The sequence below is a fragment of the Streptomyces sp. CA-243310 genome, from assembly GCF_050936775.1.
Taxonomy (GTDB): Bacteria; Actinomycetota; Actinomycetes; order Streptomycetales; family Streptomycetaceae; genus Streptomyces.
On sequence record NZ_JBNJMF010000001.1, the window covers coordinates 2,356,126 to 2,380,399 of the forward strand.

A 24,274-nucleotide genomic window follows, 5' to 3' on the forward strand; every position below is an offset into this window, starting at 1 on the left:
AATCCCCTGGGTTTTGCCGTGCCCGTACCGCCACTGAAAGCACGAGGAAGTCCCATGGCAGCATCGGCAGCCCAGGACAGCGCCGTCCGGCGCATCGTCATCGAGAACTGTGCCATCGCGACCGTGGACGCGAACGACACCGAGTACGCCTCGGGTCACGTGGTCGTCGCCGGCAACAAGATCGAGTCGATCGGTGCGGGCAAAGCCCCCGAGAACCTCGCCAACGTGGTCCGCCGCATCGACGGCACGGGTCACCTCGTCACCCCGGGCCTGGTCAACACGCACCACCACTTCTACCAGTGGATCACCCGTGGTCTGGCCACCGACCACAACCTCTTCAACTGGCTCGTCGCGCTGTACCCGACGTGGGCGCGCATCGACGAGCAGATGACGTACACGGCCGCCCAGGGCTCCCTGGCGATGATGGCCAAGGGCGGCGTCACCACCGCCATGGACCACCACTACGTCTTCCCCAAGGGCTCCGGCGACCTCTCCGGCTCGATCATCCGTGCCGCGTCCGAGATGGGCGTCCGCTTCACCCTGGCCCGCGGATCGATGGACCGCAGCGTGAAGGACGGCGGCCTGCCGCCGGACCACGCCGTCGAGACCCTCGAAGGCGCGCTCGCCGACACCGAGGCGACCGTCAAGAAGCACCACGACCACTCCTTCGACGCGATGACCCAGGTCGCCGTCGCCCCGTGCTCCCCCTTCTCGGTCTCCACCGAGCTGCTGAAGCAGGGCGCCGAGCTGGCCCGCCGGCTGAACGTGCGCCTGCACACGCACGGCTCGGAGACCGTCGAGGAGGAGCAGTTCTGCAAGGAACTGTTCGGCATGGGCCCGACCGACTACTTCGAGTCGACCGGCTGGCTCGGCGAGGACGTGTGGATGGCGCACAGCGTCCACATGAACGACTCCGACATCGCCGCGTTCGCCCGCACCAAGACCGGTGTCGCGCACTGCCCGTCCTCCAACGCCCGTCTGGCCGCAGGCATCGCCCGCGTACCCGACATGCTGGCCGCCGGCGTGCCGGTCGGCCTCGGCGTGGACGGCACCGCCTCCAACGAGTCCGGTGAGCTGCACACCGAGCTGCGCAACGCGCTGCTCATCAACCGTCTGAACCCCGTACACCGCGAGCGCGCCCTGAACGCGCGCCAGGCCCTGCGCCTGGGTACGTACGGTGGCGCCCAGGTCCTCGGCCGCGCCGACAACATCGGTTCGCTGGAGGTGGGCAAGCTCGCCGACCTGGTGATGTGGAACGTCAGCACGCTGGCGCACTCCTCCATCGCGGACCCGGTCACCGCGCTCGTCTTCGGCGCGGCCGCGCCGGTCACCCTCTCGCTGGTCAACGGCAAGCAGATCGTCGAGAACAACCGACTGCTCTTCGCCGACGAGGACGCCATCGCCGTGTCCACGCGGGAAGAGGCCCAGCGCCTCGCGCGGCTCTCCGCGCAGGCCTGATCCCCCGGAGTCCGGTCGGGGGGGACGGCCCTCGACCGGCGGCCGCGGACCCGAGCGGGGTCCGCGGCAGCCGTTCCCGGGAAGCGCCCGAGGTCAACACCGAGGGCGCTCCCGGGGGCGGTGACTCGTGACACTCCCGCGGCGCGCACCACCATCGACACGCCGCTGCGTCACGCCACGGCCACGCCGGCTCCAAGGCATCACAGCACCCGTGGGAACGACTCGGGCGAATCGTTTCCGCACCCCCGTGCGTCCCGCACACCCCTCGGGACGGCACACCCACAACTTCACAACGGCTCGACTCGCACAGCCTTCGCACCACCTCCAAGACACCCACGTCCCTGCCGACGTGTTACCCGACCGGAGGAAGCCGTGGCCGCAACGCCCAGGTTTCGCAAAGACGCAGTCGCAACACCGGAGGAGAAGCACCCGGTCGACGAGACCTTGCCTCCGCTGAAAATGTTCACGAGCGGCCTCCAACACGTGGCCGCCATGTACGCGGGTGTCGTCGCCCCGCCCATGATCGTCGGACCCGCCGTCGGTCTCTCCGCCACCGAGACGGCCTTCCTGATGGGCGCCTCGCTCTTCACCGCCGGCCTCGCCACCCTGCTCCAGACCCTCGGGGTCTGGAAGATCGGCGCCAAACTCCCCTTCGTCAACGGCGTCTCCTTCGCCGGTGTCACCCCGATGATCGCCATCGGCAAGGGGGAGGGGGTCGACGCCATCCCCGTCATCTTCGGCGCGATCATCGTCGCCGGACTCCTCGGCTTCCTGGCCGCCCCCTACTTCGGGAAGCTCGTCCGCTTCTTCCCACCCGTCGTCACCGGCACGGTCATCACCCTGATCGGCGTCTCACTGCTCCCGGTGGCCTTCAACTGGTCGCAGGGCGGCAACAGCACCGCCTCCGACTACGGGTCGATGCAGAACATCGGCATGGCCGCCCTCACCCTGGCGATCGTGCTGGTCATGCGGAAGTTCCTGCGGGGCTTCCTCCAGCAGATATCCATCCTGCTCGGCCTGGTCGCGGGCACCCTCATTGCGATCCCGCTGCACATGACGAACTTCGACGCCATCCGCAACGCGGACATCGTCGGCTTCCCCACCCCGTTCCACTTCGGCGCCCCGCAGTTCCAGGTCGCGGCCATCATCTCCATGTGCATCGTGATGCTGGTCTGCATGACTGAGTCCACCGCCGACATCCTGGCCCTCGGAAAGATCGTGGGCCGTCCGGCGGACGCGAAGACCATCGAGGGCGGCCTGCGCGCCGACACCCTCGGCAGTGCCATCAGCCCGCTGTTCAACGGCTTCATGTGCAGCGCCTTCGCCCAGAACATCGGACTCGTCGCGATGACCAAGGTGCGCAGCCGGTTCGTCGTCGCGGCCGGCGGCGGCATCCTGATCCTGCTCGGCCTGTGTCCGGTGGCGGCCTCCGTGATCGGCGTGGTGCCGCTGCCCGTACTCGGTGGCGCCGGCATCGTCCTCTTCGGCTCGGTCGCCGCCAGCGGCATCCAGACCCTGGCGGGCGCCGCCATGGAGAAGGGCGAGAACGCCCTGATCGTGGCCGCCTCGGTCGGCATCGGCCTGATACCGATCGCCGCCCCCGGCTTCTACCACGCCTTCCCGAAGGACCTGTTGGTCGTCCTCGACTCCGGCATCAGCACCGGCTGCGTCGTGGCGATCCTGCTCAACCTGGCCTTCAACCACCTCGGCGCCAAGAAGACGGACGAGGCCGCACAGGCCACGTCGGAACCGGCGTTCGTGCACTGAGACCGGGTCCCCGGCCGGCGCGCGGCGGTGCGTACGCCACCCACTGCGGGTGTGGCGTACGCACCGCCGCGCGCCCGTCTTCCCCCGCGTCCCGCGCGCCCGTCTTCCCGCGCCCGCGTCCCGTCGCGCGTCCGGTCCCCGGGACCGCCCGCCCGTTCCCCGCCGGCATCAGGCCGCGCGCGTGGGCTCCGTCCAGATGTCCGGGAGCACCGTGCGCACGCGGCGCCCCTCCTGGTCCAACTCCTGCGCCTCCGACTTGCGCACGTGGAGCGCCACCGCCGAGTCGGTGACCCGCATGGCCGGCAACCGGCGCGAGAGGTCCGAGGTGTAGCGGGACAGCTCCGCGATGGTGCGCAGCCGCGCACTGATCATGAAGTTCCAGGGGCCGCTGACGGACATGCAGGTCCGGGTCTCGCGTAAGCCGATCGCCGCCGCCGCGCAGTCGGCCACCTCGTGCTCGGGCACCTCCGCCCACAGGGTCGCCGACACCGGCCACCCCGAGACCCCCGAGGCCATCGCGCAGCTGTAGCGCAGGCCCTGCCCCGCCTCCAGCCGGCCCAGCCGGCGACGCACCGTGGACTCGCTCATGCCGGTCTCCCGCGCCAGCGAGGCCACGCTGCGTCGCGCGTCCGAGGCCAGCGCCAGCACCAGCGGCCGGTCCTCCTCGGTCATGCTCGACGGCGCCGGGCCGGCGGGGGCCGCCGACGACGTGGAGCGGCGGGTCCGACCGGTCAGCAGATCGATCTGGAGGGGCGTCAGTTGATCCAGGCGCCACCGGTCGGGGGCGCTGTGCACCGCCGTCACCATCGACGACCGGGTCGCGCCCACCCCGGGGATCCGCTGGACGCGGAAGGACAGGTAGCGGTACAGCGTGTGCAGGTTCGGGACGGCCACGAACGCCAACAGGTCACGCGCGCCCGTGGTGTGCTGCACGCCGAGCGTGTGCGGGTCGCCGACCAGCGCCGCGCCGACCGCCGGGGCGGTGCCGGCGGCGCAGGTCACCTCCACCCAGGCCATGCAGGGCGACTGGTTGCCCGTACGCAGCCCCAGCCCCGATATCCAGGCCTCGCCGGCCCCCGTCATGCGCTCCCAGCGGCGGGCCAGCGTGTCGGGGCGGGCGCCGAGCACCGGCCCCAACCGCTCCCAGCTCGCCCGGGGCGCGAGCTGGAGTGCGTGGACGAGCGCCCGGTCGGTGTCGTCCACGGCGGAAATGGCCGTGTGCATACCCTCCCCCTGGTGGTTCTCCCGGTCGCGGGTCGGAAGACCGGACTTTCCGCAGATCATCTCTCTTTGTGCACCGAACCGATGAATCCGACGGTGGTGCGCGAGTACAGGACGTCGCGGGAGGACGCGTGGGGGACCCCGAAGCGTGCGCGCGCCGCGCGGTGCCCGCGGAGCTGTCCGATGTCGTCGGGCGGGACCGGGAGACGGCCGCCACCGCCGAACTGCTCGCCACCGGACGGCTGGTGACCCTCACCGGACCCGCCGGCATCGGCAAGACCCGCCTCGCCGTGCGCACCGTACGCGCCCTGACCGCGGCCGACGGCGCCGACACCGTGTGGGTGGAGCTGTCCGCGCTCCCCGAATCCCGTTGGGCGGTGATGGCACACGAGTTGGTCCACGGGCTCGACGGCCGTGAGGTGTTGCTGGTGCTCGACGGCTGCGAACAACTGGGCACGCAGGCCGCACGGGTGGTCGCGGACCTGATGGCCTGGTTGCCCCGGGCCCGCATCCTGGCGACCTCCCAACGACGCCTCGACCTGCCGGGCGAAGCCGAACTGGCCGTACCGCCGCTGTCGCTGCCCGCCGAACCCCGGGACCCCGCCGCGCGGCAACCGGCCGCCGCGATCGTCGGCTCCGCCGCGGTGCGGCTGTACGAGGAACGCGCGCGCGGCGCCGACCCCTTCTTCCAGCTCACCGACGCCAACGCCGCCGCCGTCGCCGCCCTGTGCCGGGCCCTCGACGGCATCCCCGGCGCACTGGAACTCGCCGCCGGTCGCGCGCACCGGTACCCGCCCCTGGAAGCCCTGCGCCGCCTGACCGCCGACCCGTTGACCTTCCTCGCGGGCGGCGCCGGTCGCGCCACCCGCGTCGACGCCGAGCGCACCCACCGACTCGCCTCGCCGGCCGAACGCCTCCTGTGGGAACGGCTCTCCGTCTTCGCGGGCCCCTTCGACGCGGCGGCCGTCGCCGAGGTGTGCGGGTTCGGGGAACTCACCCCGGACACGGCCGTGGAAGCCCTGGCCCGGCTCGCCCCCGCCCTGCTCGCGGACGAGGAACGCCCCGGCCGGCACCGACTGCCCCTGTCCGTGCGCGCCCACGCGGCCATGCGTCTGGCCCGACGCCCCGGCGGCGACGGGACCACCGTCGCCCTGCGCCACCAGGAGCGGTGTCGCGCGCTCGCGGAGCGCGCCGCGCGACTGTGGCGGGGTGGCGCGCAGAGCGAGGCCCGGGCCTTGGCCCTGGCCGAACTGCCCGAGCTGCGGGCCGCGATGAACCCGCTCGCCGCGGGTTCGGGCGCCGCCCTGGAACTGGCCGTCACCCTGTGGTTCCTCTGGTCGGCCTGCGGGCTTCCGGCGGAGGGCCGGTGTCACCTGGAGCGCGCCCTCGCCCTGCACCCGCGGCCCCGGCCGGCCCGCGCCCTGTGGCTGACCGCCTGGCTGACGGCGATCCTCGACGGTACGGACGGTACGGACCCGCTGCTGGTGGAGGCGTGGAGCGCCGCGGTGCAGGAAGGGGAGGACGCCTGCCTCGCCCACCTCGCGCACGTGCGCGGCACGATCGCGCTGTGGGAACGCCGCCACGAGAGCGCTGTCGCCGAGTACCGGGAGGCGCTGGAACTGCTGCCCGCCGCGACCGTGTCCGGCCCCGGCCGGGAGGTGTTCCGGGCCGCCCTCGCACTGGCCCTCGCGCACGCGGATCCGGACACCGCTCCCGAGACCGCCGCCCCGGGCCTCGATCGGTACACCGCCCCGGACGCCCTCACCGCCCCGGACGTCGATCCGCCCGGCGGGCGTCGCGACCCGTGGGCCCGCTCCTGGGCGAGCCACGCCTCGGCCGTGCGCCTGGCCCGCCAGGGTCGTACCGATGCGGCCCGTACCGAGGTGCTGCGCGCGCTGGAGACGCAGTCGGCCCTGGGCGACCGGACCGGCCGGGCCCTCTCGGCGGAGCTGTTGGCCGAGCTGGAGGCGGGCCAGGGCCGGTACACGCGATCCGCCCGGCTCCTCGGTTCCGTCTCCGGGGCCCGTCCGGCGGCCGCCCGTGCGCCGCGCGCCCTGGACGTCCTGGGGGACCGGATGCCCGAGGAGCAACTCCGGGCGGCGTACGCGGAGGGCGCACGGATCGGACCGCGAGCGCTGCTGCCTGAATTCTGAGCCCCCGTTCCCGCTGCCGCGCTCCTTGCCGAACGGCACCGGCGAACGGACTCTGATGGTCGGTCACATGTTGCACGCGGACGTCCGTCGAGGCGTCCTGAGCAGACAGGTGGTACCGCCGATGGCAGATGTGCCGCAGTTGTGGATGCGCAACGAGACACGCCTCACCGAACGAAGGGCGCCGCTCACCCCCCAGGACGCCGGACGGCTCGTCCGGCACGGCGTACGACTCACCGTGGAGGACTCCGACCACCGCGTCTTCCCCCTCGCCGCGTACGTGGACGCCGGCTGCCGCGCCGCACCCGCCGGATCCTGGGCGGACGGAGCCGCACCCCGGTCCGCGTACGTCCTGGGCCTGAAGGAACTCCCGCCGACACCCGAGCGGTTGCACCACCGACACGTGTACTTCGGGCACGCGTACAAGGGCCAGGCCGAGGCCCCGGCCCTGCTGGAGCGGTTCGCGGCGGGCGGCGGGACCCTGCTCGACCTGGAGTACCTGGCCGACGCCCGGGGCCGCAGGCTCGCCGCCTTCGGGTACTGGGCGGGCTACGTGGGCGCGGCGCTGGCCGTGCTCCAGGCGCGGGGCCTGCTCGAAGGCCCGCTGACCCCGATGCCCCGGGCCGAACTCGACCGCCGATTACGCGCCTCGCGAGCCGTTCCCCCACCCGACGGGGTGCAGCTGCGGTCCATCGTGATCGGAGGGTACGGGCGCAGCGGTCGCGGCGCCTGCGACGCCCTGGCCACCGCCGGCGTACGGGTCACCCGGTGGGACCGCACCGACACCGCCCGCCTGGACCGGGCCGCCCTGCTCGGCTGCGACGTGCTCGTCAATGCCGTGCTCACCACCCGTCCCGTGCCGCCCTTCCTCACCGCCGCCGACCTGGACGGCGAGCCGGGCCGCGACGGGCGCCGCCTCTCGGTGATCGCCGACATCACCTGCGACACGGGTTCGCCCCTGCACCTGCTGCCCGTCTACGACCGGCTCACCGACTGGGAGACCCCGGCCCGCCGGCTGGTCGAGGGCCTGCGACCGCTCGACGTCATCGCCATCGACAACCTGCCGTCCCTGCTTCCGGCCGAAGCCGCCCAGGCGTTCTCGGCGGACCTGCTGCCCAAACTGCTGGCCCTGGGGACCGGCATCCCGGACCCCGATTGGCTGCGCTGCCGGGATGCCTTCACCGAAGCCATGACCACACTGCGACCGGCCTCCGTCCGCGACGAAGACGGGCAACCCGCCGTGTAGGAAGGGTTGGACGCAGCCCTCGCCCCGTGCTCGCGGCGAGGGCGCCTTCAGGATGCCGCGCAGCGCTTGCTGTTGATCGCGGTCTCGGCGCCCTTGTCGTAGCCGGACTGCCAGTTCGGGTCGGGGGCGAGGTTCTTCGGCGGGTTCTTCTCGCAGGTCGCCAGGGTGTCCTTGAGGCCCTGCTGGTACCCCGTCCGATACTGCTCGTTCGCGGGCGGGGGGCTTGTCGGGGGGCTGGGCGGGGGGCTCTGTGGACTCGCCGGGGCGATACCGCATCCCACGGCGGGGTCCTTCGGCGACTCCGCCGTGTACACGTGGCTGCGCACGGAGGGGCTGGTGAACGAGCCGTTGGTCACCGGGATGTCGGGGATCGTCCCGTCGCCTCCGGCCGCGGTGAGCGTCACGCTCGTGCCCTTGAAGCCTTCGCCGCTGACGACGACCTGGTTCGGATTCTCCCGGTCGACCGCGACCGAGCACGACGCCGCGGGCACCACGGCGGTGCGTGCCGCGGCGACCGACCCCAGAGAGGCCGTACAGGCGGCGGTCACGGTCACGGTCAGGACGAGGGATGAGCCTCGGTTCATCGTGTTCTCCCGTCCCCTCCCCGGCGGGGGAGAGAGCTGAGCGGAGCGCCGGTTCCCCCCTCCGTCACGTCCGCGAACGGTCCCCCTCCCACGATCGCGCCGCTCGCCCCGGGTGTCGACCGGCGCCGGACTGCGGTCGACAGCTTCCCCGGGTGGCATGACGATGGAAGGGAGGCGGGGCACCCGCCGCGCCGACGGTCCGGGGACCGGGGCGGCGCGGGCGTTCCGGCACGCGGGGGCGGTCCTCTCCGCACGTTTCCCGCGCTCCCGACTCCCCGCGCTCCCGACTCGGGCCGCTCCCGGAAGGAACGAACATGCGCAGCTACCGACTCAGGTGCCTGATGGCGGCTCCTCCCTTGGTCGTCTCCTCGCTCGCCATCGGACCGGCCGCCTTCGCGGGAACCCTCCCCGGCGCCGTGCCGGCGGCGTCCTGCCAGGTTGCGCCGAACAAGGCGATGCCCGGTACGGTCATCTTCAACTTCCAGGGATTCAACGGAAGTTTCGTGCTCCTGAACAAAGACGCCGGGACAACCAAGACGTTGAGCAGTGACGGCAGCGATCTCAGCTACTCCGGCGGCGAGAGTCCCGGCGTCTACACGGCAACCCCGACCGGGGGCCCGTCCGTGGCGTGCACCGGGAACGGCGCCGCGGCCGAAGCCGAAGGCGAGGGGGACCAGGCGAAGGCACAGGAGCAGTTCCGGACGGGGTACCAGCAGGGTCTCAAGGACACCCTGGCGACCTGCGAGAAGAACCCGCCGAAGAACCTCGCCCCCGACCCGAACTGGCAGTCCGGCTACGACAAGGGCGCCGCGACGGCGATCAACAGCAAGGGCTGTACCGACAACTGAACGGCCCGCGACGGCATTCACGGGCAGGCACACCCCCACGGAACCCGGGCCCTTTCGGCCACGGGTTCCGCGCCGCCCACACACCGAGCGGCGGCTACGGGGCGAGCGTCAGGTACATCCCGCTCTGGTCGCCCCCGGCCGTGTTCCTGCAACTGTCCCGGGACGTCGCCGGTCGGGCCGCGGCCAGGGCCAGGCAGCGCCCGAGGGCCAGTTGCCCGAAGTGGTTCGGGTGCATGGACTCCTGGATCAGGCTCTGCGTCTCACTGCTGTCGATCCATCGCGCCCACTCGCTCGTCCGGGCGGAGGCGGCCGACGACGAGGTGACCTGCCGGCTGGCCTTCGCGCACACCTCGCGCCCCTGCATCATGTCCCGCAGGTCCAGGAACTGCACGCCCTTGGCGGTGGCCACCGCGCGCAGGCGATCGGAGATCTGCGGCACCAGGGCGTCCCGCGCCCAGTCGGAGTCCCGGTTCCAGAAGGGGCAGCCGCCGGAGTTCAACCGGCTCCAGTCGCTCTGCGGGTACCGGTTCTCGGCGCCCCGCGGGATCGGCGAGGGGTAGGACTGCAGGACGACGCGGTACGAGGAGTCCGCGTAGCCTGCTCCGCGCATCACCGCCCGGATCTCGTCGACGGACTTGCCCACCTTGGCCATCACCGCGTCCATCTTCCCGTCGACGACCTCCTGTTGGTCGTCGTTGCAGTAGGAACCCCAGAGCACGAAGTCGAGGGCGCAGTCCACGATGATGTCGGCGAAGCCGAGGTCGTTCCCGCCGATGGACAGCGCGATGACCTTGACGTCGTGGCTCGCGGCCACGGCGGCCAGCTGGTCGGCCTGCGGGGCCTCGCCCTTGAAGGGAACCCCGCCGTTGGACGCCCGGAAGACGTTCTCCGACACCGCGCCGGAACACGCCAGGTTCACGGCCACGTCGGCGATCGGCCCGGCGCTGCGCACCTCGGCCGAGTCCGACCGGTGGCACCCGCCGACGGTGGTGCCGTACACCCTGGAGGGATCGTAGGAACTGCCGCTGATCCAGGCCCGGTCGGTGCCGTTGCGGCTGCCGCCGTTGGTCAGGCTGTTGCCCTTCCACCGGCCGGCCTCGCCGGAGATGTAGCTGTCGCCCAGGGAGACCACCGCGGTCGGCCCGTTGCCCGGGCTCGCCGCGGACGTTCCGGCCCCGCCGGTCACGAGCGCGGCGGCGGTGAGGGGGAGGACCAGTGCGGCCCCGGCCAGTCGTCGCACACGACTGCCGGTCCGGCCCTTGCTGACGTTGCGGAATCCGATCACTGCGGAACTCCTGCGGTCTGCCACGCCGATGCCCGGAGGAACTCCGGTGTACGGCTGGGGAAGTGGGGACTACCGCCGGCGCCGGTGGCATCGGAAAGGTGACACGCGGCCGCATGTTACCGCTAGGTACGCGCATATCACGATGAGGTAACGTCCGATCGTTCGGTCGGCCCGCGTTCTTCCTGCCGGACCCCGCCCGAGCGTGCGCGATCACGGACGAGGGACGCGAAAAAGCCCCGCCCCCGGGCCCTGAAGGCGGCGGGGGCGGGGCTTCGTACTCGGCTGCTGTGCGTGTCAGCCGAAGACGCGCGTGGGTCAGCCGGTGAGCTGGTCGTACGCGGGGAGGGTGAGGAAGTCCGCGTAGTCGGCGTCGAGGGAGACCTGGAGCAGGAGGTCGTGGGCCTGCTGCCACTTGCCGGTGGTGAAGGCGTCCTCGCCGACCTCGGCGCGGATGGCGGCCAGTTCCTCGGTCGCGATCGTGCGGGTCAGGTCGGCCGTGGCCGTCTCGCCGTTCTCGAAGACGACCCCGGCGTTGATCCACTGCCAGATCTGCGAGCGGGAGATCTCTGCGGTGGCCGCGTCCTCCATCAGGCCGAAGATGCCGACGGCACCCAGGCCGCGCAGCCACGCCTCGATGTAACGGATGCCGACCTGGACGGCGTTGCGCAGACCCTCGTAGGTCGGCTTCGCGTCCAGCGAGTCGATGGCGATCAGCTCGCCCGCGGCCACCGAGACGTCCTCGCGCAGCCGGTCCTTCTGGTTGGGCTTGTCGCCGAGCACCGCGTCGAAGGAGGCCATCGCGATCGGGACCAGGTCGGGGTGGGCGACCCAGGAGCCGTCGAAGCCGTCGCCGGCCTCGCGGTCCTTGTCGGCCTTGACCTTCTCGAACGCGACCTTGTTGACCTCGGCGTCCTTGCGGGACGGGATGAAGGCCGCCATGCCGCCGATGGCGTGCGCGCCGCGCTTGTGGCAGGTCCGCACCAGCAGTTCGGTGTACGCCCGCATGAAGGGGGCGGTCATCGTCACCGCGTTGCGGTCCGGCAGGACGAACTTCTCGCCGCCGTCACGGAAGTTCTTCACGATGGAGAAGAGGTAGTCCCAACGGCCCGCGTTGAGGCCGGCCGCGTGGTCCTTGAGCTCGAAGAGGATCTCTTCCATCTCGTAGGCCGCGGTGATCGTCTCGATCAGGACGGTCGCGCGGACGGTGCCCTGCGGGATCCCGACGTAGTCCTGGGCGAAGGCGAAGATGTCGTTCCAGAGGCGGGCCTCGAGGTGCGACTCCGTCTTCGGCAGGTAGAAGTACGGGCCCTTGCCGAGATCGATCAGCCGCTGGGCGTTGTGGAAGAAGTACAGGCCGAAGTCGACGAGCGAGCCGGAGGCCGGGCCGCCCTCGAAGCGCAGGTGGCGCTCCTGGAGGTGCCAGCCGCGCGGCCGCATCACGACGGTGGCGAGCTGGTCGGCGGACTTCAGCGCGTACGCCTTGCCGGTGCGGGGGTCGGTGAAGTCGATGCGACGCTCGTAGGCGTCGATCAGGTTCAGCTGGCCGAGGACGACGTTCTCCCAGGTGGGAGCCGAGGCGTCCTCGAAGTCGGCGAGCCAGACCTTGGCGCCCGAGTTCAGGGCGTTGATGGTCATCTTGCGGTCCGTCGGACCGGTGATCTCCACGCGGCGGTCGTTCAGCGCGGCCGGGGCCGGCGCGACCTTCCAGTCTCCCTCGCGGACCTGTGCGGTGTCCGGGAGGAAGTCGAGGGTGGAGGTCCGGGCGATCTCGGCGCGCCGCTCGCCGCGTCGGGCGAGGAGCTCGGCGCGGCGTGGGGCGAACCGCCGGTGGAGCTCGGCCACGAAGGCGAGGGCCGCTTCGGTGAGGACTTCGTCCTGCCGGGGCAGGGGCTCGGCGTCGACGATGGCCAGCGGGGACGGCGCTGGTGCGGACATATCTGTCACTCCTTCAGCGGCGGTGCCTGGCGGCCGCGGGGGAATGCTCGCGCGAGACGGCACGCAGTGCCGTCGGGTGTGGAGAGTTCCGGGATACGGTCGCGGGCGCCGTCTGTGGGTTCAGGGCGCTTCTGACCAGTGGATAGTAATTTCCTCATGGTGGAAGTTCAATGGTTTGTTGATGTCGAGATTCTCCGGGTCGACAGATTCCGCCGATCGGTGGCCCTGGGTGCCATGGTGGTCACGCCCCGCTGCTTCCCGCCGCCCGGCCGATTCATGCGAGTCGGGCCAGGTCCGGCGGCGTGTCGATGTCCCAGGCCTCCGCGATGTCCCCGCACTCCACCAGGGTGAGCTCCCCGGCGTGCCGTTTCAGGTGGACCCGAGCCCCCTGGTCGCCGGTCGCGGTCTCGGCGATGTCCGCCCAGCGGTCCGCCCCGAACAGCACCGGGTGCCCCCGCTCGCCGTCGTACGCCGCGGCGGCCAGACTCGCGGGCGAACGGTACGCCGCCAGCACCCGGGCCACCGCCGCCGCCCCGATGCCCGGCTGGTCCACCAGGGAGACCAGCGCCGCGTCCGCCCCCACGCCGGCCAGCGAGGCGAGCCCGACCCGCAACGAGGACCCCATGCCCTCGGCCCAGGCCGGGTTGTCCACCACCACGCAACCGGTCAGGTCGGCGCGCTCGCGCACCTCGGCCGCCGAGGCCCCCAGCACCACGTGCAGCGGGCCGCAGCCCGCCTCGCGCAGCACTCGGACGGCGTTCTCCACGAGCGGGCGGCCGTGGTGGGAGAGCAGCGCCTTGGGGCGGCCGCCGAGGCGTCGACCGCCCCCGGCGGCGAGCAGCAGGCCCGCGATCACGGGGGCGGGGAGACCGGGGAGGGTGTTGGCTGACATGGCAGCGATTCTCGCCCCCGGACCGCACCGCGCGGGCGCCGGGCCAGGATCCCGCGCACGGCGGCGGCCACGGCCGGCACGGCCGCCGAAACGACCCGCACGGCGGCGGACAGGGCGGCGGACGGGGCCGGGAAGCGCAGCGGCTCCGAGATCCGTTGCTCGACGGCGCTCACCCGGGCTCGTTCCTCGCGATCGGTCAGCATGTCGGCGTCTCCTTGCCAATCGGGGGCCAATACGGCGAGTCTGGTCCTCGATTGGCCTGGCGGGCAGAGCCAATCGGGGGAGGTTGGCATGGCGAACGGTCCAGTGGTCCACACGGCGGACAGAACCATCGGCAGCCGACGGCTCGCCGCGCTGCTGCCCGCAGAGGTCCGGGAACGCCCCGGTTACCGTTCCCTCGCCGACGCCCTGCGCACCCTGATCCTCGACGGCCGCATCGCCCTGCGCGTCCGGCTGCCCGCCGAACGCGAACTCGCCGCGGCGGTCGGCGCCAGCCGGGCCACCGTCACCGGCGCCTACGACCTGCTGCGCGAGAGCGGCTACGCACGCAGCCGGCGCGGCTCCGGGACCTGGACCGAGCTCCCCGAGGGCCACGGGCCCGTCGGCACCCACCCGCTCGCCGGCGCCGGCGGGTACCGCCCGGACGGCGATCCCGGCATCGACCTGGCCATCGCCGCGATGGGCGCCCCCGAGGGCAGCCTGGAAGCGGCCCTGGCCTGGGCGGCGCCCCGCCTGCCCTCGGTGGCCCGGCACCCCGGCTACCACCCCTTCGGCCTGCCCGACCTGCGCACGGCCGTGGCGGAACGCTTCACCCGCCGCGGACTGCCCACCCGCCCCGAGCAGATCCTCGTCACGGCGGGCGCCCAGCAGGCCTTCGCCCTGGTGGTGAGCCTGCTGTGCGGGGCGGGGGACCGGGTCGTCACCGAGAACCCGACCTACGCCAACGCGCTCGACGCGTTGCGGCACGCCCGACTGCGCACCGCGCCGATCGCCGTCTCCGAAGCGGGCTGGGACATGGAGATCGCGGAGTCCACACTGCGTCAGACCGTGCCGAGACTGGCGTACGTGATCCCCGACTTCCACAATCCGACGGGCGCGCTGATGCCCGAGGAGGACCGGCAGCGCCTGCTGGAGGCCACCCGGCGCACCGGCACCTGGCTGGTGGTCGACGAGACCATCGCGGACATCGCCCTCGACGTGCCCGCACCCGCCCCGCTGGCCTCCCTCGCTCCGCGCGGGGGAGCGGACCACGTCGTGACCATCGGTTCGCTGAGCAAGACCCACTGGGGCGGGCTGCGCGTCGGCTGGATCCGCGCCTCCGCCAGGATGATCGCCGAGCTGACGGCCGTGCGGGTCGCGGCCGACATGACCGGCTCGGTCCTGGACCAACTCGTCGCGCTGCCGCTGCTGGAAGGGCTCGACGCCTCGCTCCCGACCCGGCTCGGGCACCTGCGCGAGCAACGCGAGGCCCTGGTGCGCTCCCTCGAACGGCACACCCCGGAATGGTCCTGGGAGTTGCCGCCGGGGGGCCTCTCGCTCTGGGTGGACCTCGGAGAACCGGTCAGCTCCGCGCTCTCCGAACGGGCCGCGGCCGCCGGAGTCCACATCGGGCGCGGCGCCCGCTTCGGCGTGGACCCGGGAACCTTCGAACACCGCCTGCGCATCCCTTACACGCTCCCGGCGGACCGCCTCGACGAGGGCGTCCGCCGGCTCGCGGCCGCCTTCCACGACGGGGTGCCGCTGCCCCCGTCGGTGGAACGGCCGTACTGGGTCGCGTGAGACGTCCCGCCCGGATCGTGTCGGTCAGGTCGCCGCGCTCCGGGACAGGGCCCGGCCCCGCTCGCGGAACCACGCGTTGGAGGCCGGGCGGAACATCAGGAACACGGCCGTGAGGACGGCCGCCACGTGCACGGCCCGGCTCGCCGCGAAGATCCAGGCACCGGCGTCCGCCCGCTCGGCGGCGGAGGCGATCGAACCCCCGTCGAGGAGGTACCCGAGCGGCTCGACGACCAGCGAGGCGGTGCCGAGGATCCCGAGGCCGAGCGCGAGGGCGAGCCGGGCCCAGCGGGCGCCGGCCCGCATGCGCAGGGCGGTCAGGACGACGGCGGTGAAGACGGCGAGGCGGAAGGCCAACCCCGCCCCGATTCCGTCGGCGGCGCTGCCGTCGCCCGTCATCCGGCTGATCGACAGGACCGTCTCGAAGACGCCGGCGGCGACCGCGGTCATCCAGAGGGCGTGGGCGGTGCGGACGGTGGTGGGCGGCGCGACGGGTGACACGGGGCTCTCCCTCGGTCGGGTCTCTTTCCCCGAATGCTCCCGGGGGCCGGCCCGCCGGACCCGCCTGCGTGCCGGTGTCCCCACCGGGGGGTTGTCCCCACCGGGGGTGTGTCCACCCCCACCGCCACCCCCGCGCCCGGTCCCGTACCCCGCCCTAGGGGGTGCGGATCAGTCGGCGGGTGGCGGCCGTGGCGACCGCCGCCGTGCGGGAGTCCACGCCGAGCTTCGCGTAGACGTGCACCAGGTGGGACTTGACGGTGGCCTGGCTGAGGAAGAGCCGCTTCGAGATCTGCTGGTTCGACAGTCCGTCCGCGACCAGCTGGAGCACCTCCAGCTCCCGCTTCGTCAGCGCCTCCGCCGGCATCCGCATCCGGTCCATCAGCCGCAGCGCCACCGCCGGGGCCAGCGCCGACTGACCGGCCGCCGCGGTGCGGACCGCCGCCGCCAGTTCCTCCGGAGGGGCGTCCTTGAGCAGGTAGCCCGAGGCGCCCGCCTCCACGGCGGCCAGGATGTCCGCGTCCGTGTCGTACGTGGTCAGCACCAGCACCCTGGGGGCGTCCGGCCGGGCCGTGATCAGGGCGGTGGCCTGCGAACCGTGCATGCCGGACCCGAACTGGAGGTCCATCAGGACCACGTCCACCCCCGCCGAGGCGGCCAGCTCCACCGCCCGCTCGGCCGTGGCGGCCTCCGCGACGACCGCGAAGTCCGCCTCGGTGTCCAGCACCGCGCGCAGCCCCGCGCGGACCACCGGGTGGTCGTCGGCGAGCAGCAGCCGGATGGTCATGACAGGGCCTCCGCGGGCAACGGCAGGGTGACGGCCACGGCGGTGCCCTGGCCCGGGGCGGACTCGACGGTGAACAGTCCGCCCAGTGTCTCGGCCCGCGAGCGCATCGCCGGCAGACCGAAGCCGCCCTCGCCCGACGGCGCCGACGACGGGTCGAAGCCCAGGCCGTCGTCCACGACGTCCAGGGTGACCGAGGTGTCCATGAACGTCAGGGTGATCTCCGCGCGGCCCGCGCGGGCGTGCCGGACCACATTGGCCAGCGCCGACTGCGCGATCCGCAGCAGGGCCACCTCGTACGGGGTCGGCAGGATCCGGGGGGCGCCGGTCAGCGAGAACCGCACGCGCGGCCCGGGAGCCGCGGAGCAGAGCCGTTCCAGCGCCGCGGCGAGCGAGCCGTGCTCCAGGTCGGGGGGTGTCAGGGCGCGGACGAACCGGCGCGCCTCGGCGAGGTTCTCCTGCGCGGCCTCCCGGGCCCGGCCGATGTGCTCCAGCGCGGGCGCTTCGGCGGGGAGCGAGCGCTCGGCGGCCCGCAGCAGCAGCTGGATCGAGCTGAGACCCTGGGCGAGGGTGTCGTGGATCTCCCGGGCGAGGCGTTCCCGTTCGGCGAGGATCCCCGCGCCCCGCTCGGCGGCGGCCAGCTCGGCCCGGGTGGTGATGAGTTCCTCGATCAGCTCCCGGCGGCGTTCGCTCTCCCGGTACAGGGCCTGGTAGCCGAGGACCGTCGCCACGGCGACGGCCCCGCCGAGCAGCGGGCCGAGGAAGGCCCCCGGGGTGGGGGTGCTGCTGTGGGCGAGGAACCCGCCGATCGCCGCGCAGGCCGTGACGGCGACGGCCGCGACCCCCCAGCGCAGCCGCAGCAGGTGCAGTTCGAGGAAGTACAGCGGGAAGGCGATCCACAGCCCGTCCGGGGAGACCACGAGCAGCGCGGCCCACAGCGCGCCGAGCAGGGCCAGCCACACCGCTCCGGCGCGCGGCGAGCGGTCCACCACGGGAGCGACGGCGCCCGCCACGTACACGGCGGCGAACAGCGCGCACGCGGCGACCGCCCACCCGGCGCGGGGCACGTCGTCGGCGACGGCGCGTCCCGCGGCCAGCGCGAGCAGGCCGAGCAGCAGCGCGTGCAGGCACAGCCGCAGGACGCGGGAGACGGGGGTCAGGGGGCGGGATTCCGGAGCAACCATGGCCCGACCAGCGTAAGTGGGGGTCCGCCGACCCCGGTCAACCAAAAGATTGATGTACGGGGCGTCCCTTCGACGCGAGGATCCCTACCGTGGCGCGATGCCGTGTGTCCACGGGGAACACCAGGGTGGGGGACATGTTCGTCGCATGGAGAGATCTACGGTTCGCCAAGGGCCGCTTCGCCCTCATGGGCTCGGTCGTCGTGCTCATCACCCTGCTGGTCGGCCTGTTGTCCGGACTCACCTCGGGACTGGCCCGGGAGAACATCTCGGCGATCACGGGACTGCCCGCCTCACACCTGTCGTTCGCGGCGCCCGCCGGGGACCAGGAGCTGTCCTTCACCAGTTCCCGGATACCCGAGAAGGCCTGGCTGGCCTGGCGCGAGCGACCCGGCGTCACATCGGCGGAGCCGATCGGCATCCGCACCACCAACGCCGTCTCGGGTGAGCGCACCGCGGCCGTCTCGGTCTTCGGCGTCGATCCGGCGGGCCGCCTCGCCCCCCGCGGATCCGGACTCACCCAGGGGCAGGTGGTCCTGACCGTGAAGGCCGCCGAGGAACTCGGCGGGCTCTCGGCCGGCGGGAAGCTCAGGATCGGCGCGCTCGAACTGTCCGTCGCGGTCGTCTCCGGCACCGCCGCCTTCAGCCACACCCCGGTCGTCTGGATGGACCTGAACGACTGGCAGCGCGTCGGCAACCCCGGCACCTCCATCGACACCGTCGCCACCGTCATCGCCCTCGACGCGTCCGGGGCGGACCTCGCCGCCGGCGACGCGAGCGCCGACACCCGGACCGCGACCGTCGACGACGCGCTGTCCGCGATCGGCTCCTACACCTCGGAGAACGGCTCGCTCCAGCTGATGCGCGGCTTCCTCTTCGCGATCTCCGCCCTCGTCATAGGCGCCTTCTTCACGGTGTGGACGATCCAGCGCAGCGGGGACGTCGCCGTGCTGAAGGCACTGGGTGCCTCCACCGCGTACCTGCTGCGGGACGCCCTCGGTCAGGCCGTGGTGATGCTCACCGTCGGGACGGGACTCGGTACGGCCCTCGCCGCCGTCCTCGGCGCGCTGATCAGCGGCGGCGACGTGCCCTTCGTGCTCGACGCGGCCACCGTGCTGGTCCCCGCAGCCGTGATGATCGCGCTCGGCGCGCTCGGGGCCGCCCTGTCCATCCGGCGGATCACCGCCGTAGACCCGCTGACCGCACTCGGGAGCGCCCGATGACCCTGCTCGTCCACGACGTGACCCTCACCTACCCGGACGGCGACAGCCGGCTCACCGCCCTCGACACGGTCAGCCTGGAGGCGCCGGCCGGCACCCTGACCGCCGTGATCGGTCCCTCGGGCTCCGGCAAGTCCAGCCTGCTCGCGGTCGCCGCCACCCTGGTCACCCCCGACGCGGGCAGCGTGGTCGTCGCGGGCCGGGACACGGCCCGGCTCGGCGCCGCGGAGAAGTCCGCGCTGCGCCGCGAGGAGATCGGCATCGTCTTCCAGCAGCCCAACCTGCTGGCCTCGCTCACCGCCGCCGAGCAGCTCCAGGTGATGGCCCACCTGTCGGGCCGGCCGGCCAAGCGGCTGCGCCGCCGGGCCCTGGACCTGCTGGACGCCGTGGGAATGGCCGACAAGGCCGACAAGCGCCCCCACCAGCTCTCGGGCGGGCAGCGCCAGCGCGTCAACATCGCCCGCGCCCTGATGAACGAGCCCGCCGTGTTGCTGGTGGACGAGCCCACCAGCGCCCTGGACCACGAGCGGGGGGCGGCCGTGCTGGACCTCCTGGTCACCCTCACCCGCGAACGGTCCACCGCCACGGTGCTGGTCACCCACGACCACGCCCACCTGGAGCGCGTGGACCGCACGATGACGATGACGGACGGCCGGCTCACGGAGACGGCCCCGGCCCGCTGACACGCGAAAGCCCCGCCCGGGACGCGAGGGTCCCGGCCCCGCCGGGTACGAGGGACCGCCCCGACACGCGAAGGCCCCGGCCCGCCCCCTTCGAGAAGGGCGGTCCGGGGCCTTCGCGTACGGGACCCTACGCCCTACGCGGGATTCTGGCTCTGCAGGGCCACCGACAGCTCGGCGGCGATCCCCTGGAGGATCGGCACGATCGAGTCCGTCAGCGCCTCGGTCACCCGGCCCGCGGGGCCCGAGATGGAGATCGCGGCGGCGGTCGGCGAGTTCGGCACCGACACGGCCAGGCAGCGGACTCCTATCTCCTGCTCGTTGTCGTCGACCGCGTAGCCCACCTTGCGGACCTGCTCCAGGGCTTCCAGGAAGCCGTCGGGCGTGGTGATGGTCTTCTCGGTCGCGGCCGGCATCCCGGTGCGCGCCAGCAGCGCGCGCACCTCGTCCGCGGGGGTGTACGCGAGCAGCGCCTTGCCCACGCCCGTGGAGTGCGGCAGCACCCGGCGGCCCACCTCCGTGAACATGCGCATGGAGTGCTTGGACGGCACCTGGGCGACGTAGACGATCTCGTCGCCGTCGAGCAGCGCCATGTTCGCGGTCTCGCCGGTCTCCTCGACGAGCCGTGCGAGGTAGGGACGGGCCCACGTGCCCAGGAGGCGCGAGGCGGATTCGCCGAGACGGATCAGCCGGGGGCCGAGGGCGTACCGTCGGTTGGGCTGCTGCCGGACGTAACCGCACGCCACGAGGGTGCGCATGAGGCGATGGATGGTGGGCAGCGGAAGACCGCTCGCGGCGGAGAGCTCGCTGAGGCCGACCTCGCCCCCGGCATCGGCCATGCGTTCGAGCAGATCGAAGGCGCGCTCAAGGGACTGGACGCCACCCCCGGCGGCGGTGGGCTTGGCGGAAGCGTCGGTGGTGCTGGCGCTGGACGTCGGCACGGGCGCGGTCCTTTCGGTGCTGGCAGGCAAGGAATCAGCCTACCGGTCGGTCGGCGTCGGCCCTAGAGTCGGGGCACTGCCGTCCCCGCCGGTCAGAGGGGGTTTGTCCTGGTGGTGGACGTACTCGGAAGTCAACCGCGCGGCTCCCGATGGCGGTAGCTACATTCTGGATAGTGAAATCTTAATTCCATCCTGTGGAAACATCCAATTGTGCCGTCCGTGGCTGGGTGGTCCGTCCGGGCGCTCTTGACTGGCCCCGGATCGGGGTGAAGACTCCGTCAACAGAACGTTGAATTTCGCTCTGTGGAAGTAGATGGGGAGGTTCCGGTGGCCGACGCGGCTGTGGAACTGGTACTGCGCTCGACGCGCGTCATCACCCCCGAGGGGACGCGCGCCGCCTCGGTGGCCGTCGCCGGCGGGAAGATCACGGCCGTGTCGGAGTACGAGGCCGAGGTACCGGCCGGAGCCCGGCTGGAGGACTTCGGCGACGACGTCCTGCTCCCCGGCCTGGTCGACACCCACGTCCACGTGAACGACCCGGGCCGCACCGAGTGGGAGGGCTTCTGGACCGCCACCCGCGCCGCCGCGGCCGGAGGCATCACCACCCTCCTCGACATGCCGCTGAACTCCCTGCCGCCGACCACCACGGTCGACAACCTCCGCGTCAAGCAGGAGGTCGCCCGCGCCAAGGCGCACGTGGACATCGGCTTCTGGGGCGGCGCGCTGCCCGACAACGTCAAGGACCTGCGCCCCCTGCACGACGCCGGCGTCTACGGCTTCAAGTGCTTCCTGTCGCCCTCCGGCGTGGACGAGTTCCCCGAGCTCGACCAGGAGCAACTGGCCACGTCCCTCGCGGAGATCACCGGCTTCGGCGGCCTGATGATCGTGCACGCCGAGGACCCCCACCACCTGGACTCCGCGCCGCAGACCCCCGGCCCGAAGTACGCCGACTTCCTCGCCTCCCGTCCGCGCGACGCGGAGAACACCGCCATCGGCAACCTGATCGCCCAGGCGAAGCGGCTGAACGCCCGCGTGCACGTCCTGCACCTGTCCTCCTCCGACGCGCTGCCGCTCATCGCCGCCGCCAAGGCCGAGGGCGTGCGCGTCACCGTGGAGTCCTGCCCGCACTACCTCACCCTGACGGCGGAGGAAGTCCCCGACGGCGCCAGCGAGTTCAAGTGCTGCCCGCCCATCCGCGAGGCCGCCAACCAGGACCTCCTGTGGGACGCGCTCGCCGCCGGCACCATCGACTGCGTCGTCTCCGACCACTCGCCCTCCACCGCGGATTTGAAGACGAACGACTTCGCCACCGCGTGGGGCGGCATCTCCTCACTCCAGCTGGGACTCCCGGCGATCTGGACCGAGGCGCGCCGGCGCGGACACACCCTGGAGGACGTCGTCCGCTGGATGTCCGCCGCCCCCGCCGCCCTCGCCGGACTGGCCGACAAGGGCGCGATCGAGGTCGGCCGCGACGCGGACTTCGCCGTCCTGGCACCCGAAGAGACCTTCACCGTGGATCCCGCGGAACTGCACCACCGCAACCGGGTCACGGCGTACGCGGGCAAGACCCTGCACGGCGTCGTGAAGTCCACCTGGCTGCGCGGCACGCGGATCGCCGACCACGGCACCCCGAACGAGCCCACGGGCCGACTCCTCGAAAGGCAGAACTGACAGTGGCACAGCGTTCAACTGGACCGGCTTCCTTCACCGGCAACGCGAACCCGTACGGAGGCGGCGACCCGTACGCGGACTACCGCACCGCGGACTTCCCCTTCACGCGGTACGCGAACCTCGCGGCCCGTGAGCTGGGCGCCGGTGTCATCGAAGCCAACGACGAGTTCTTCGCCCAGCGCGAGAACCTGCTGATCTCCGAGGCCGCCCACTTCGACCCCGAGGACTTCGGGCACAAGGGCAAGGTCATGGACGGCTGGGAGACCCGCCGCCGCCGCGGCGTCTGCGCGACGCAGCCCTGGCCCACGGCCGAGGACCACGACTGGGCGCTCGTACGCCTGGGCGCCCCCGGCGTCATCCGCGGCATCATCGTCGACACCGCCCACTTCCGCGGCAACATGCCGCAGGCCGTGTCGGTGCAGGGCGCCTCCGTCGCGGGCTCACCGACGGCCGAGGAACTGCTCTCCGACGACGTCAAGTGGACGACCCTCGTCGAGCGCACGCCGGTCGGCGGCCACGCCGCCAACGGCTTCGAGGTGAACGTCGAGCAGCGCTTCACGCACCTGCGCGTCAACCAGCACCCCGACGGCGGCATCGCCCGCCTGCGCGTCCACGGCGAGGTCGTCACCGACCCGAAGTGGCTCGCCGCGCTGGGCACCTTCGACGTGGTCGCCCTGGAGAACGGCGGCTCGGTGGAGGACGCGTCCAACCGCTTCTACTCCCCGCCGACCAACACCATCAACCCGGGCCGCTCCCGCAAGATGGACGACGGCTGGGAGACCGCCCGTCGCCGTGACAACGGCAACGACTGGATCCGCTACCAGCTCGTCGCCGACTCCGAGATCCGCGCCGTCGAGATCGACACCGCCTACCTCAAGGGCAACTCGGCCGGCTGGGCCTCGCTCTCGATCAAGTCGGGCGAGGAGGGCGAGTGGGCGGAGTTCCTGCCGCGCACCCGCCTGCAGCCCGACACCAACCACCGCTTCGTGCTCGACGCCCCGGCGGTCGGCACCCACGTCCGGATCGACATCTTCCCGGACGGCGGCTTCTCCCGTCTGCGCCTGTACGGCTCGCTGACGGAGGCCGGCGCGGCCGCGCACGCCGCCCGCCACCAGGAGCTGGGCGGCTGACGCCGAACCCGTGACCACCCCGGGGGCCGACACCCCCGGGGCCCGGTCGACCGCCCGGCGGGGCGCACCACTTTCGGGTGCGCCCCGCCGGCGTTCACCGGTGCGGTCAGTGGAGCCTCTACGCCGCGTGGCCGCCGTCCACCGAGAACTCGGCGCCCGTGACGTACGCGGCGTCCGTCCCCGCGAGGAAGGACACCATGGCGGCCACCTCCGCCGTGGTGCCGAAGCGGCCGAGGGCCGTCATCGACGCCTGCGGGGCCGCGTAGGGGCCGTCGGCCGGGTTCATGTCGGTGTCCACCGGGCCCGGGTGGACCAGGTTCGCGGTGATCCCGCGCTCGCCGAGTTCCCTGGCGAGCGCCTTGGTCAGACCGGTCAGCGCGGCCTTGCTCATCGCGTACAGGGCGCCGCCCGGGCCCGGGACCCGCCGGGTCATGCAGCTGCCGATCGTGATGATGCGCCCGCCGGGGCCCATGTGGCCCGCCGCCGCCTGGGAGGCCAGGAAGACCCCGCGGACGTTCACCGCGAGGACGCGGTCCACGTCCGCGAGGGCGAGCCCGTCGAGCGGGCCGAGCACGCCGACGCCGGCGTTGTTGACGAGTACGTCGAGCCGTCCGAGGCCCCGTACGGTCTGCTCCACCGCCCCGGCGGCGTCCGCGGCGTCGCCCGAGTCGGCCCGTACGGCCAGGCCGCGTCGACCGAGGGCCTCTATCTCGCCGACGACCTTCGCCGCCGAGGTCGCGTCGTCGACGTACGTGATCGCCACGTCGGCGCCGTCCCGCGCCAGGCGCAGGGCCGTGGCGGCCCCGATGCCCCGGCTGCCGCCCGTGACCAGTGCCACTGTGCCGTTCATGTGTGTCCTCCCGTTGGTGTCCGGCCGTGCCCGTCCGGCCGTCTCGCTCACAAGTGGTTGCGGGTTCAATGAAACGGTCGCGGGGGGAACCGGGCCGGCGGGAATCGGACCTCGCGTTCACGCGCGCCGCACCGATGAGTTCCGGGCGGCCGGGAAG

Annotated in this window: 20 protein-coding genes; 10 read left to right on the forward strand and 10 right to left on the reverse strand. The window is 72.7% G+C overall.

Translation table 11 applies throughout. The features are described from left to right. The first annotated feature begins 54 nt into the window (after positions 1-54). A complete protein-coding gene (locus tag ACQEVM_RS10705) occupies positions 55-1,458 on the forward strand; it encodes an 8-oxoguanine deaminase (protein ID WP_351919747.1) in 1,404 nt (467 codons plus the stop codon). 372 nt (positions 1,459-1,830) lie between these two features. After that, positions 1,831-3,225, forward strand: a complete 1,395-nt coding sequence (locus tag ACQEVM_RS10710) for a nucleobase:cation symporter-2 family protein (RefSeq protein ID WP_433077306.1) — start codon at positions 1,831-1,833, stop codon at positions 3,223-3,225. 168 nt (positions 3,226-3,393) lie between these two features. Here the strand turns inward: ACQEVM_RS10710 and ACQEVM_RS10715 are convergent, their stop codons facing one another. After that, positions 3,394-4,449: an Lrp/AsnC family transcriptional regulator gene (locus ACQEVM_RS10715; RefSeq protein ID WP_433077308.1), complete on the reverse strand. Its 1,056-nt coding sequence runs from the start codon at positions 4,447-4,449 to the stop codon at positions 3,394-3,396. Positions 4,450-4,577: 128 nt separating this feature from the next. Between ACQEVM_RS10715 and ACQEVM_RS10720 the strand changes: the two genes are divergently transcribed. Beyond that, positions 4,578-6,599, forward strand: a complete 2,022-nt coding sequence (locus ACQEVM_RS10720; RefSeq protein ID WP_433077310.1) for an ATP-binding protein — start codon at positions 4,578-4,580, stop codon at positions 6,597-6,599. 121 nt (positions 6,600-6,720) lie between these two features. Further along, entirely contained in the window at positions 6,721-7,842 is a 1,122-nt protein-coding gene (locus ACQEVM_RS10725) for a saccharopine dehydrogenase (protein WP_433077312.1), read from the forward strand. 47 nt (positions 7,843-7,889) lie between these two features. On the opposite strand, the gene ACQEVM_RS10730 is transcribed toward ACQEVM_RS10725, so the two are convergent. Beyond that, positions 7,890-8,426: a hypothetical protein gene (locus ACQEVM_RS10730; RefSeq protein ID WP_433077314.1), complete on the reverse strand. Its 537-nt coding sequence runs from the start codon at positions 8,424-8,426 to the stop codon at positions 7,890-7,892. A 314-nt stretch (positions 8,427-8,740) separates the two neighbouring features. Between ACQEVM_RS10730 and ACQEVM_RS10735 the strand changes: the two genes are divergently transcribed. Further along, the gene (locus ACQEVM_RS10735; protein WP_433077316.1) at positions 8,741-9,274 is read left to right on the forward strand and encodes a hypothetical protein; all 534 of its coding nucleotides are present in this window, start codon (positions 8,741-8,743) and stop codon (positions 9,272-9,274) included. Positions 9,275-9,368: 94 nt separating this feature from the next. On the opposite strand, the gene ACQEVM_RS10740 is transcribed toward ACQEVM_RS10735, so the two are convergent. The 3 genes from ACQEVM_RS10740 to ACQEVM_RS10750 all read right to left on the reverse strand — a co-directional run bounded on the left by ACQEVM_RS10740 (position 9,369) and on the right by ACQEVM_RS10750 (position 13,386). Beyond that, positions 9,369-10,559 carry a GDSL-type esterase/lipase family protein gene (locus ACQEVM_RS10740; protein ID WP_433077318.1) on the reverse strand — a complete coding sequence of 397 codons (1,191 nt, stop codon included), beginning with the start codon at positions 10,557-10,559 and terminating at the stop codon, positions 9,369-9,371. Positions 10,560-10,874: 315 nt separating this feature from the next. After that, on the reverse strand, positions 10,875-12,494 hold the full coding sequence (aceB, locus tag ACQEVM_RS10745; protein ID WP_433077320.1) for a malate synthase A: 1,620 nt from the start codon (positions 12,492-12,494) through the stop codon (positions 10,875-10,877). A gap of 274 nt (positions 12,495-12,768) precedes the next feature. Beyond that, complete coding sequence (locus ACQEVM_RS10750) at positions 12,769-13,386, reverse strand: nucleotidyltransferase family protein (RefSeq protein WP_433077322.1); 618 nt, start codon at positions 13,384-13,386, stop codon at positions 12,769-12,771. A 291-nt stretch (positions 13,387-13,677) separates the two neighbouring features. Here ACQEVM_RS10750 and ACQEVM_RS10755 point away from each other — a divergent pair, with 291 nt between their 5' ends. Continuing rightward, entirely contained in the window at positions 13,678-15,165 is a 1,488-nt protein-coding gene (locus tag ACQEVM_RS10755) for a PLP-dependent aminotransferase family protein (RefSeq protein WP_433077324.1), read from the forward strand. A 24-nt stretch (positions 15,166-15,189) separates the two neighbouring features. On the opposite strand, the gene ACQEVM_RS10760 is transcribed toward ACQEVM_RS10755, so the two are convergent. The 3 genes from ACQEVM_RS10760 to ACQEVM_RS10770 form a co-directional block, all read right to left on the reverse strand. Then, complete coding sequence (locus ACQEVM_RS10760; RefSeq protein WP_433077326.1) at positions 15,190-15,663, reverse strand: hypothetical protein; 474 nt, start codon at positions 15,661-15,663, stop codon at positions 15,190-15,192. 154 nt (positions 15,664-15,817) lie between these two features. Then, positions 15,818-16,447 carry a response regulator gene (locus tag ACQEVM_RS10765; protein ID WP_433077328.1) on the reverse strand — a complete coding sequence of 210 codons (630 nt, stop codon included), beginning with the start codon at positions 16,445-16,447 and terminating at the stop codon, positions 15,818-15,820. After that, on the reverse strand, positions 16,444-17,628 hold the full coding sequence (locus ACQEVM_RS10770) for a sensor histidine kinase (protein ID WP_433077330.1): 1,185 nt from the start codon (positions 17,626-17,628) through the stop codon (positions 16,444-16,446). Before ACQEVM_RS10770 ends, ACQEVM_RS10765 begins: the two co-directional genes overlap by 4 nt. A 134-nt stretch (positions 17,629-17,762) precedes the next feature. Between ACQEVM_RS10770 and ACQEVM_RS10775 the strand changes: the two genes are divergently transcribed. Both ACQEVM_RS10775 and ACQEVM_RS10780 read left to right on the forward strand, forming a co-directional pair. Continuing rightward, on the forward strand, positions 17,763-18,848 hold the full coding sequence (locus ACQEVM_RS10775) for an ABC transporter permease (protein WP_433077332.1): 1,086 nt from the start codon (positions 17,763-17,765) through the stop codon (positions 18,846-18,848). Beyond that, on the forward strand, positions 18,845-19,528 hold the full coding sequence (locus ACQEVM_RS10780; RefSeq protein ID WP_433077334.1) for an ABC transporter ATP-binding protein: 684 nt from the start codon (positions 18,845-18,847) through the stop codon (positions 19,526-19,528). The genes ACQEVM_RS10775 and ACQEVM_RS10780 overlap by 4 nt, the downstream gene beginning before the upstream one ends. Before the next feature lie 134 nt (positions 19,529-19,662). Here ACQEVM_RS10780 and ACQEVM_RS10785 read toward each other — a convergent pair whose 3' ends face one another. Next, positions 19,663-20,466 carry an IclR family transcriptional regulator gene (locus ACQEVM_RS10785; RefSeq protein ID WP_433077336.1) on the reverse strand — a complete coding sequence of 268 codons (804 nt, stop codon included), beginning with the start codon at positions 20,464-20,466 and terminating at the stop codon, positions 19,663-19,665. 327 nt (positions 20,467-20,793) lie between these two features. Between ACQEVM_RS10785 and allB the strand changes: the two genes are divergently transcribed. Both allB and alc read left to right on the forward strand, forming a co-directional pair. Next, positions 20,794-22,137 (forward strand): allantoinase AllB, encoded by a 1,344-nt coding sequence (gene allB / locus ACQEVM_RS10790; RefSeq protein ID WP_433077338.1) that lies wholly within the window; start codon positions 20,794-20,796, stop codon positions 22,135-22,137. A gap of 2 nt (positions 22,138-22,139) precedes the next feature. Continuing rightward, complete coding sequence (gene alc / locus ACQEVM_RS10795; RefSeq protein ID WP_433077340.1) at positions 22,140-23,267, forward strand: allantoicase; 1,128 nt, start codon at positions 22,140-22,142, stop codon at positions 23,265-23,267. Between the two features lie 118 nt (positions 23,268-23,385). Here the strand turns inward: alc and ACQEVM_RS10800 are convergent, their stop codons facing one another. Continuing rightward, positions 23,386-24,117: an SDR family oxidoreductase gene (locus ACQEVM_RS10800; RefSeq protein WP_433077342.1), complete on the reverse strand. Its 732-nt coding sequence runs from the start codon at positions 24,115-24,117 to the stop codon at positions 23,386-23,388. Positions 24,118-24,274: the final 157 nt, after the last annotated feature.